The organism is Candidatus Magnetobacterium casense, assembly GCF_019173545.1.
In the GTDB taxonomy this organism is placed as follows: Bacteria; Nitrospirota; Thermodesulfovibrionia; order Thermodesulfovibrionales; family Magnetobacteriaceae; genus Magnetobacterium; species Magnetobacterium cryptolimnobacter.
Genome location: NZ_JABXWD010000099.1, coordinates 1 through 10,422, shown reverse-complemented (window position 1 = coordinate 10,422; position 10,422 = coordinate 1). Strand labels below are relative to the sequence as shown.

The following is a 10,422-nucleotide window of genomic DNA, read 5'->3' as shown; positions in this document are numbered from 1 at the left end:
GTAAAACCTCTTTCGTCCCTCTTGCTCATCTCTGACACTACCTTAAACATGTCAATCCTCCTGTTACGTTGGTACGTTTTTTTCAGACGGTTAAAAACCTGTCTTTATGCTTACATGCCATTTAAAACTCATTACGCCTAATAGCGTTGCAGTAATCATGCCAGAGACAACTCTTGCAAATATGCCCGTTTACGCCGGTGCATGGCCGACTCAGTGCGACATATTCTGTCATATATGACATAAAATGTCAGTAAGTTTGGCCTGGTTGCATCTTGCTTGCCGGTTAACTCTGCCTCGGTAGGCAAACAGAGTGTACAAGGGTACATATGGCCCCTACCCGCAAGGGGTCAAGGCTAATCTGCTTTATAGCGCGTTTCGATTGTGTGCAATATAAGAAAGAAAGGGGCGGCTCCGCCCCCCCTTCAGAACCCCCCGCAAGGGGACCAGTCCCCTTGACCCCGTAAAAATGCCGCATATTCTGTATTTAATCCAATCGAAACGTGCTATATTACCTCAAGAGGCGTTTTTCAAAGGCCGATGACGCGGTTTCTTCCCTGAGTCTTAGCTGCGTATAGGGCTTTGTCGGCCTTGCTTACCAGTTCGTTGATATCCTTTATCGAGGGATCACAGACTGCAACGCCAACGCTGATCGTCAGCAGATGCCCCCGGAAACGTTTCAATAATGTCCTGCCAAGTTTTTCGACCTCCTTGCGTAACCGCTCGGCATAGAACATTGCATTGTCAAAGCCGGTGCTGTTTAAGATGACAACGAACTCCTCACCACCATAACGTCCTACGTAATCCCCCGGTCTTGAGAGCTTGACTACTGTTGAGGCTATGAGCTTTAGCACACTGTCGCCGACCTGATGGCCAAAAGAATCGTTGAAGCGTTTGAAGTGGTCAATGTCTATCATGCCAACAGCAAGAGTTGTGTTGTGCTGCCTGGCTTGGCTGAAACTGGTGGCAAGTAGCTCATCCAGCGAGCCGCGGTTGTGTACACGGGTGAGGGCGTCTATGGTTGCCCTGATTTTGTACTTTTCAAATATGCTTGCGTGCTCAAGGGCCATGCCAAGCTCATTTGCAACCATGCCGACATACGCGAGGTCGTGCTGGTGTATGGACGCCCTCGACACTATGTTGTCAACACCAATGATGCCCAGTATCTGGTTGTTGTTTGTCAGCGGGACGATACCCATCTCCTTGATACCCATCCTATTGAGCAGGCGACACTCCTGAATGGTTGATCCGTGGATAATAAGCGGCCTCTTTTTCCTCAGACATTCGATGAACCCCTCCATGTATGGCGTAAGCACAATGCAAAAACCGACCTCCAGACTCCCCCCCGGGTCTGTCTCGTGGAGTGCCTTGACCCTGAGGCTGCGCGTAACCTCGTCGATATTCATCAGATAAATGCGGTCGTAGTGGAAGTCTGCCTGGATTGCCTTGAGGGTGACATCGATTATCGTTACACAATCGAGGCTGCTGTGTGGGGCGGTCAGGCTCTTCGAGATATCGGGTGCTTGTGAAACGTCCTCCGTTGAGGGCATGAGATAGAAGTACTGCGTGTGTTTCTTGCTGAGGGCGATGTTTGCTCGCAGGAGGTTTTCACGAAATTTGTCAATAGTTGGGAAACTGAAGTTGTAGAACTGGGCAAGATGCCTCAATTCTATATCAAGTCTGTCAACGAGGTGGTGCAGGTTGAGCTTACCTATGTCTATGGCCTTGAGGGTTTCAGGTTGGAGGATTGGGTGTCTTACGATATTTACGGAGCCTATGCCCTGGGTCCAGGCGATGAGGTTTGCCAGCGATACAATGGAGAGCAGAAGCGAGTTGTCCTGGTCGAGGTTGAGGTGCTCAAAGCGCTGATGGTGGTATCTTATCACCAGCGTAACAAACTCCGGAAAACCCCAGAGCTGCGAAAAGAACGCCCCGACTTCGTCATGCCCCATGCCGACAAACTTGACCTCCTCCTCGATAAGCAGGCCGTTTATCGTGGGGAGATTGTCCATGAAGTCAGAATAGGTGATATGTCCGGACGTCTCTATTATTATCTTGCCCAGGTCGTGAAGTAAGCCGGAGATATAGGCCTCGTTGTGGTTTCGATATCCGACCTCCTGCGCTATAGCCCTGCTCAGACACGCCACCGACAGACAGTGTTGCCAGAAAAATATACGGTCAAAACGAGGCCGTATACTGCCCGTAAAGAACTGCTCATGCAGGGATATCTCTAATGCCAGCGACCAGATAGTTGACACACCAAGCACCTCAACAGCCTCCCTGACATCGGTGATGCTGTGCCTTATCCTGTATGCAGGTGAGTTGACCAGCTTGAGAATTCTCGATGCAATAGTAGGCTCTGTCTCTACCAATTTGACCAGGTCTGCAATGGGGACGTCATCCTGGTTGGCCATCCTCAGCATCTTTACAACCGCTACGGATACGACAGGAAGCTCCCTGTTGCCCGGCTCTATGACATTGACAATCGCATCTTTTGACGGTATGAGGTTTGACCTGTCCACTGCGTTATCTCCACTCAGACCTTAAATTGTTCTATGATCTGCTGCAGGTCTACGGATAACTGTGCCAGGTCTGCGGCAGACTGTGCAATCTGCTCTGACCCTGCCGAGGCCTCATTGGAGATATTTGCCACGGCCTCAATGTCCTTCTGGATGGTGTCTGACACCGATGACATCTCCTCAGTGGCAGTGGCTATGTTCTGGACAAGTCCCTGGAGGTTATCGACGTTCTGAACGATATCACGTAGTGAGTCTCCTGCCTTTGTGACGTGAGCTACCCCCGTATTGACTTTTTCCGTGACTTCGTCCATGGAGTTGACCGTGGCCTTGACCTCTTTCTGTATGCTTCCGATCATTTCGCTTATTTCGGATGTGGCCTTGGATGTGCGTTCGGCGAGCTTTCTCACCTCATCGGCCACCACGGCAAAGCCCCTGCCCTGTTCCCCTGCCCTTGCGGCCTCTATGGCGGCGTTGAGGGCAAGCAGGTTTGTCTGGTCTGCGATATCATTTATGACGCTTATGATGTCACCTATCTTCATTGAGCGCTCACCCAGGGAGGTCACAAACTTGGAAGACTCCTGCACGGTGCCGGCAATTGCCTTGACCATGTCAACGGATTGATGCACGATGGCTGCCCCCTCGGAGGCAACCTTTGCCGTGGTTACTACCGACTCTGATATAAACGATGTGTTCTGGGCAATATCCGATGCCGTCTGCGACATCTCTGTTGATGCCGTGGCGATCTGAGCCGCTCTGCCTGCCTGCTCGGCAATCCCAGCGGATATCTGCCTGGAGTTGGCGCTTAACCCCTCGCTGGAGGTTGCAATGCCGTCGGCTGAGGTCTTGATCGTGGCTATCATATCCCTGAGCTTATGGACCATCTCCCTGATGGCAAGCAGCAGGTGACCTATCTCATCCGTGCTGTCAACCTCTATGTCAATGGTAAGGTCACCGCCTGAAACTTGCCTCATGGTCTCCATGCCCCTGACAATGGGTAGCGTGTTAATACGCGCAATGAAAAGGGAAAGCCCGATTACAAATCCAAAACATACCAGCGTGCCAATAAGTATCCGTATCTTCAGTGCATTCATCTGGCTGTCTATGTTGTCAATGTACACCCCTGTCCCAACGATCCAGTCCCAGGGCTTAAACAGCTTCACGTAAGACAGTTTTGGCACCGGCTTTTTAGCTCCAGGTTTGGACCACATATAGTTGACATAGCCGGCGCCATCCTTTTTGCAAACATTGACAAACTCAACGAACAGATGTTTGCCGTTTGGGTCCTTGTTTTCGGTGAGATCCTTGCCGTCGAGTTCGGGCTTGATGGGGTGCATGATCATCTTTGGGTGCATGTCGTTTATCCAAAAATATTCTTTCTCCATATACCTGATGTTGCGGATATGTGCCTTGGCTCTGTTTTGCGCTTCCTCCCGGGTAAATTCGCCCTTATTGACACGCTCGTTGTACTCGGTCATGAGGGCGTAGGCGACGTCTGTCAGACTCCTGAGTGAGCTGAGTTTTTCATCAACCATGTTTTTTTTCATAAGCGGTATGAAATAGAACACAATAGCAATCAATACGAACAGTAACGTTGCTATTGATATACTTATGCCCTTCCAAAACAGCGACCAGTCCCTGAATCTTGTTAGCTTCATTTCAATTCCCCCTAATCGTTCTATATATTTATGAGTCTGTAAGCTCTCAGAAAAAAAGTATACAATATTTTATCCTGTAAACTCAACGGGGACATAAAAAATTTCATTGCCCCGCCCTCTGGCCCCTACTCTTGTCAAACAGCCCTGAGACATGCTATTATCAGAAAGCAAGGAGTATTATAGCAATGTATGCAGCTAAAAAGCGATCAGTTTTCAGGACACCAAGAGTTACAAGTGGGGGGGTAAAAAGCGATGGATGTCGTTGAGTTAAAGACGGCGCTGTGGGGTAAGGTTGAACACGTGCTGCTTGACATGGATGGCACGCTTATGGACAAGTACTTTGACGACTACTTTTGGGGACATCTGGTGCCCGAGCGATATGCCGAAAAACACGCCATGACCTTTGGTCGTGCCAAGGACCTGCTCTTTAGCAAGTACAAGTCAGTGGAGGGGACGCTGGATTGGACGGATATAGACTTCTGGTCTGAACAACTACACCTTGACATCCCCGCGCTGAAGGAGCAAATACGACACCTGATAGAGGCCCATCCGCACGTGGAGGACTTCCTGATGTCCCTCAGAGATGCCGGTAAAAAGGTCATCCTGGCAACCAATGCCCACTACAAGACTATCGCAATCAAGATGAAAAAGACCGAACTTGGTCGGTACTTTGACCGTGTCATAGCGTCATTTGACATGGGGTATCCCAAGGAGGACGCACGTTTTTGGATAAATGCACAGAAAACGCTCGGCTTTGACAAAGACCGCACCCTGTTTATAGACGACACGCCGGAGGTCATAGACAGCGCTATCAGCTACGGCATACGATACGTCCTGGTCAAAAACATGCCTAACTCCAGGGGCCATACCCCCATAAACAGTCCCCGTGGCGGTCAACCTTATCTGTCAATCGACAGCTTTAGTGAACTCCTGCCGTAGATGCCCGCAGAGAAGGCAACATATGACGTCTTAGGTTAGATATGCGAGTTGTAGAGGTAGATTACCTTGTCATTGGCAGCGGAGTGGGGGGGCTTCGTGCGGCGATAGGGCTTGCCACCGGCGGTAGCGTCTACGTTATCACAAAGGACGAGGTCAGGGAGTCCTCTACGGAGTATGCGCAGGGGGGAATAGCCGTCGCCCTCAGTGACGAAGACACAATAGGCATCCATTTTGACGATACGATAAAGGCCGGCGACGGCTTGTGCAATGAAGAAGCCGTGCGGGTGCTTGTCAACGAGGGGCCGGAGCGCATCATTGAACTGATCTCCTGGGGTGCGGAGTTTGACAGGAGCGGCTCCAAGTTGGCTTTCACGATGGAGGCGGCACATTCACGCCGCCGGATACTCCATGCCCATGGCGATTCCACCGGCAGGGAGATAGAGCGCGTGTTGATCACCAAGGCACGCAATATGCCGGAAATCAGCAAGTATTCCTTTGTCTTTGTCCTGGACCTGGTTGTCCTGGATGGCAGGTGCTATGGGGCATACGTGTTGAGGGATGGTCAGGTGGAGGCGGTCCTGGCACGGGCAACGGTGTTGGCCACGGGTGGGGCAGGTCAGGTATACCTGCGCACAACAAATCCGGCTGTTACCACGGGCGACGGAATCGCCGTTGCACACAGGGCAGGGGCCGACATAGCCGATATGGAGTTTGTCCAGTTTCATCCGACGAGTCTCTTTGCTCCGTTGGCGCCACAGTTTCTGCTCAGTGAGGCGTTGCGCGGGGAGGGTGCCATACTAAGGAACATCCATAAAGAGCAATTCGCCCGCAACTACCACCCCCAAGGAGAGCTGGCCGCACGCGACATCGTCTCACGGGCCATTGTCGCTGAAATACAGCGCACTAACGCCAGACACGTCTATCTGGATATCACGCATTTAGAACCCGAATACGTTAAATGGCGTTTTCCCAGGATATACAGGACGTGTCTCAAGTACGACATTGACATCACAACCGAGCTGATACCGGTTTCTCCGGCAGCACACTACCTCATGGGCGGGGTCAGGACGGACACGTGGGGGTGTACCTCGGTAGCGGGGCTTTTTGCGGCTGGCGAGGTAGCCTGCACCGGCGTCCACGGGGCCAACCGTCTTGCCAGCAACAGCCTCCTGGAGGGACTCGTCTTTGGAGCAAGGGTGGCCACGGCTGCTCTGGATAACATCGACCCCAGGGCAGATGTCACAACATCAGCGTTGACATTGCCGCTTTGCAGAACCAAGATAGAAAACGCCGATGAGATCAGACAGGCCATCAGAAAGGTCATGTGGGATAAGGTCGGCATCATACGTTCTGCACAGTCGCTGTCAGCGGCACTCGATAACCTCGGGAAGTGGGAACACATCCTTGAAGACACATATGCAACGCGCTATGACAACGAGGTCAAAAACATGCTAGAGGTCGCCTGTCTGATAGCCAATGCCGCTCTGCACAGGGACAACAGCGTCGGCGCCCACTACCGCAGCGATTGCCCTGCACCACCATAATTCTTACAATTGACAATATCCTATGCCTGTGCTATTATTGTTGCTGTAAATATTTCTGTGATGATAGAAGGTTAAGCCTTATGGGGTCAAGGGGACTGGTCCCCTTGCGGGGGGTTCTGAAGGGGGGCGGAGCCGCCCCTTTCTTTCTTTTTGAAACGTGCTATATATATCATCATAGGATTTTTTACAGCAAGACTTTTTTGTTTTTTGCAAGGGAGACTATCTACGATGGATAGAAAACAGACAAATTCTGCGGTAGAGTTATCGGTTATTATGCCGGTATATAACGAGGCTGGGCTTATCGGCGGGGTGCTTGAGGGCTGGCTTAGTGCCTTGGATGCACTTGGCATCGTGTTCCAGTTGCACGTCTATGACGACGGTTCACGGGATGGCACCGGAGAAGTCATAGACCGGATGTCACAATCAGATGGCCGGATAATTGCCCACCACAAGGCCAACACAGGGCACGGGGCAACCATCCTCAAGGGGTATCGCGATAACTGCACTGCGCAGTGGTTGTTCCAGACGGACTCGGATGGCGAAATCAGCCCCGCCCACTTCCACACGCTGTGGCAGCAGAGACAGGACTATGATATCCTGCTTGGCAAGAGAACAGGTCGCAATGTCCACCCCACACGCAACGCCATCACCCTTGCCTCAAGGGGGCTTGCACGCGTACTCTTTGGCTCCGGGATCGTTGACGTCAACTCCCCCTACCGACTGATTAGGAGCACCGCCTTTGCAGACTGCTTTTACAGACTCCCCGAGGACATATTTGCGCCTAACGTGGCCATTTCGGCAACGGCTTGCCTGAAAAAGCTCAGGATACTGGAGGTTCCGGTTGACTGCACAGAGAGAAAGAAAGGCACCACCGCCACCAAAAAGATCGTGGCAGGGGCAGTACAGTCCCTCTTTCAACTGCTAAGGTATCGTATTGGTCTGCTTGCCTAAAAGATGCGCATAAGGTACTTGCAGGTGCCTGATGAATCACCGGAGAATCCAATGCTGAAGCAGGGTTGTGAGTCGTTTAAGACGCTCAGTGGCAAGAACTGATTTCTGATAAATCTGGTAAACTGTCCTGTCTCTCTCATTGGCAAGCTGCCTCTGACGGAGATGTCGTGCAGTTGTCTGGCCAACTTGAGTTCAAACTCGGGCAGCAGGGCATTGGTGTTGGGGGCGACCCCGGATGACTTATGGATGCGCAAAAACAGTGGATTTTTGACCTTATTGACGCTCAGAAACCTCTCAACGGAAAAGATGGATTCATAGTCCCACACGTTGTGAGAGTCAAAGACCAGGGGCGTTTGTGGGTGCTCATTGAGCGTGGTACTGAGGCGTTGTATCTTGTCGGTGAACTCCCTGGTTGCTGCAACGTGTTTAGTCGTTGCCTCTCTCAGCGGGACAAACCCCCTGTAGATTACAATCACCAAAAACACAACGGCCAGAATGAACTTCATGGTATCAATGGTCTTTGGTTTAAAGTCAAGGGAGGCAATGACCTTCATAATGGTTAGGATGATGGCAAGACAGGCAACAGGAAAGGCCAACTTGCCTGGAAAATCAAATCTGTTGTCAGCCGGCCAATAGCCGTTATAGAAGATGATCTGTGATGCCACAATAAGCGCCAACAATATTAGTAATGCTGTTGTCTTTGAAATGGTGGAGAAATATCCGCCCGCTACAGCCGTGCCTTTTTGCCTGAAGATGATGCCACCTGCGATAAAGACAAGTACCGCAATAACAGATGCCGCAACGATCAAGACGGTATTGCCCACACCCCACTGATGCAATCGTGCAAGGAGCGAATCCATGTAGGTCAGCAACGTCCCCATACGCTCGGAGAGTCCGGCACTCTTGGAGTAAAAATCACTGCCCCCGTGTCTCTTGATAAGATAAGCTATCACGGCAGCCATCAAGAGTCCAAAACCTATGATGAGGCTGCCAAAAAACCTGGCATTGGAATCCAGTTTGCCCCTGACAAGCAGATACAGTAGCAGACAGGTCTGAGGCAACAGGATGATTAAGAAGTTTTCCTTGCTGCCCATGGCAATCAACGCCCCCGCCGTCATAAGCATCCAGTAGGAGATGCCGGGAAGTTTGACGTCATTATCGTTATTGGCGCCGTTTTTCAGGACGGCAAAGAATCCGACTGCATACAAGGCCAATCCCCATGCGGCGTTTACCTCCGGTGCCCCCAGTTTCGTCCAGATGTCAACCCAATATGTCTGCGATAACACGTAAAACGTAAAGATACCGCCATAGACAACACCTATGTAATAAGCGGATATCCACCAGAATACGCTCACAAACAGGGTAAACGCCATCATCTTAAACAGGTACCAGGCAAATGGGCTATCCCCCCACAGCCAGCTCTGAAGGATCACAATCAACCAGTGAGCGGGTCGGTAACGTGGATGGATTTCCAGGTTTACGATCTCCGTTTTTTCTATCAGCAGCGGTGTGTCCAATAGCGAGATGTGTTTATCCGGTCCCAGGAAGTTCATTATCTCGTGGTCGTCTATTATATACCACAGGGCGTCCAGAGAGGCGCTGAATATGTAATAGGACAGCGCAAATGAACACAGCAAAATGGCGATAACTTTAACCATTAGCGGCCTTCATTGGCGCATCGCTTCATTGGAGAACAAGCCTTTATGCTCACCATTGGAGGGTTCACTCTCATCTTTTGTCTCAGACTTATAACGATTCATATCTATTTTTAGATCGAACCCGCCTGCCAATCTGACGATATCACTACCCTCTCTGTATAAAACCACATATGCCGTTTTAATCTGCTCCTGATACCTGAAGCACGGCCACATCGCAATCAGAAACACAATGGGCGTAACGAGTTTATGTACCTTTGTGGGCACCGCACCATATATCACCCCCATTAATATGTTGTAGATAAACTTAACGGCGTATATGACAAAGCCAACAACAAATATCCCCGACGTCGCCGCCCAGAAGACAAACACAAGGGCTGCACGGGCATTTATACTGCCGTCATCACTATCCTGGAAATTCTCGACAAAAACCCCTGTTGCCTTTATTGGGTCTGCAACAGTGAACTGAAAGCAGTAAAACCAATAAACGACAACCGACAACCAGATAAAAAAAACAATCGTTGTTATCTGACTCCTATACTCAGCTAACCAATCCAGATATGGATACAATCCCTTTGCCTTCATTAATCAACCTCCGCAAAAATATGCTCTTAGGCCTCATTTGACAGTTTAAACCATTGCTGCATTCAATGTCAAGTCATCGAATTGCCTCATCTAAAATCTATACGAAACAATACCCGTTGCCTCACATAAAAATCTATACGAAATTATAATAAACCTCATATAACAACATTATAGGAGGTTTATATGTCGTTAAAGATGAACGAAAGACAAGCAGTAACAAAGGTATTTGCTGAGAGGTACAAAGCACAGCAATTCTCAGTGAAAACGCCAACAGGCTATATTCAAGGTTTTTGGATAGATATAAAAAATTATTTTTCGTAAAGATTCTTCATGTTTCCCTACAATATTGGGAGACGTTCTTAAGTTATCTTCTAAAACCTCTTGGAATTCATGCTGATAACGTGCTAAACACTTGACCTCTCTCTTTTTAAACTGCCTCAAAGACAGGACGGGAGATATGCGCATTTCTATTGGCATTTTGCCTATATTTTCTTGTTTTTTAGATTGAAATGGCAAGGTAAGATTTATTTTAAGATAGAAAACGGTATGAGCTTTTGCTGATCACACACCAGATAGT

Annotated in this window: 8 protein-coding genes; 4 read left to right on the top strand and 4 right to left on the bottom strand. The window is 49.8% G+C overall.

Translation table 11 applies throughout. The features are described 5' to 3' along the window. Window positions 1–527: 527 nt before the first annotated feature. Together HWQ67_RS07185 and HWQ67_RS07180 are read right to left on the bottom strand one after the other, a co-directional pair. Window positions 528–2,519 carry a diguanylate cyclase gene (locus tag HWQ67_RS07185; protein WP_218252002.1) on the bottom strand — a complete coding sequence of 664 codons (1,992 nt, stop codon included), beginning with the start codon at window positions 2,517–2,519 and terminating at the stop codon, window positions 528–530. A 14-nt stretch (window positions 2,520–2,533) separates the two neighbouring features. Beyond that, window positions 2,534–4,171, bottom strand: a complete 1,638-nt coding sequence (locus HWQ67_RS07180; protein ID WP_218252001.1) for a methyl-accepting chemotaxis protein — start codon at window positions 4,169–4,171, stop codon at window positions 2,534–2,536. Between the two features lie 252 nt (window positions 4,172–4,423). Between HWQ67_RS07180 and yrfG the strand changes: the two genes are divergently transcribed. From yrfG to HWQ67_RS07165, 3 genes are all read left to right on the top strand, one after another. Further along, window positions 4,424–5,110, top strand: a complete 687-nt coding sequence (gene yrfG / locus HWQ67_RS07175) for a GMP/IMP nucleotidase (protein ID WP_218252000.1) — start codon at window positions 4,424–4,426, stop codon at window positions 5,108–5,110. Between the two features lie 41 nt (window positions 5,111–5,151). Then, window positions 5,152–6,654, top strand: coding sequence for an L-aspartate oxidase (gene nadB, locus HWQ67_RS07170; RefSeq protein ID WP_218251999.1), 1,503 nt, complete (start codon window positions 5,152–5,154; stop codon window positions 6,652–6,654). 228 nt (window positions 6,655–6,882) lie between these two features. Continuing rightward, window positions 6,883–7,605, top strand: coding sequence for a glycosyltransferase family 2 protein (locus HWQ67_RS07165; protein ID WP_218251998.1), 723 nt, complete (start codon window positions 6,883–6,885; stop codon window positions 7,603–7,605). On the opposite strand, the gene HWQ67_RS07160 is transcribed toward HWQ67_RS07165, so the two are convergent. Further along, window positions 7,602–9,263 carry a hypothetical protein gene (locus tag HWQ67_RS07160; protein ID WP_218251997.1) on the bottom strand — a complete coding sequence of 554 codons (1,662 nt, stop codon included), beginning with the start codon at window positions 9,261–9,263 and terminating at the stop codon, window positions 7,602–7,604. The genes HWQ67_RS07165 and HWQ67_RS07160 overlap by 4 nt on opposite strands. Window positions 9,264–9,272: 9 nt before the next feature. Further along, complete coding sequence (locus HWQ67_RS07155) at window positions 9,273–9,845, bottom strand: hypothetical protein (RefSeq protein ID WP_218251996.1); 573 nt, start codon at window positions 9,843–9,845, stop codon at window positions 9,273–9,275. Window positions 9,846–10,028: 183 nt separating this feature from the next. Here HWQ67_RS07155 and HWQ67_RS07150 point away from each other — a divergent pair, with 183 nt between their 5' ends. Beyond that, window positions 10,029–10,166: a hypothetical protein gene (locus HWQ67_RS07150; protein ID WP_218251995.1), complete on the top strand. Its 138-nt coding sequence runs from the start codon at window positions 10,029–10,031 to the stop codon at window positions 10,164–10,166. Window positions 10,167–10,422: the final 256 nt, after the last annotated feature.

Bases quoted from the DNA above. Each gene is read 5' to 3' on its own strand.
- yrfG (WP_218252000.1), top strand. From the start codon at position 4,424: ATGGATGTCGTTGAGTTAAAGACGGCGCTGTGGGGTAAGGTTGAACAC.
- HWQ67_RS07180 (WP_218252001.1), bottom strand. From the start codon at position 4,171: ATGAAGCTAACAAGATTCAGGGACTGGTCGCTGTTTTGGAAGGGCATA.
- HWQ67_RS07155 (WP_218251996.1), bottom strand. From the start codon at position 9,845: ATGAAGGCAAAGGGATTGTATCCATATCTGGATTGGTTAGCTGAGTAT.
- HWQ67_RS07160 (WP_218251997.1), bottom strand. From the start codon at position 9,263: ATGGTTAAAGTTATCGCCATTTTGCTGTGTTCATTTGCGCTGTCCTAT.
- HWQ67_RS07150 (WP_218251995.1), top strand. From the start codon at position 10,029: ATGTCGTTAAAGATGAACGAAAGACAAGCAGTAACAAAGGTATTTGCT.
- HWQ67_RS07165 (WP_218251998.1), top strand. From the start codon at position 6,883: ATGGATAGAAAACAGACAAATTCTGCGGTAGAGTTATCGGTTATTATG.
- nadB (WP_218251999.1), top strand. From the start codon at position 5,152: ATGCGAGTTGTAGAGGTAGATTACCTTGTCATTGGCAGCGGAGTGGGG.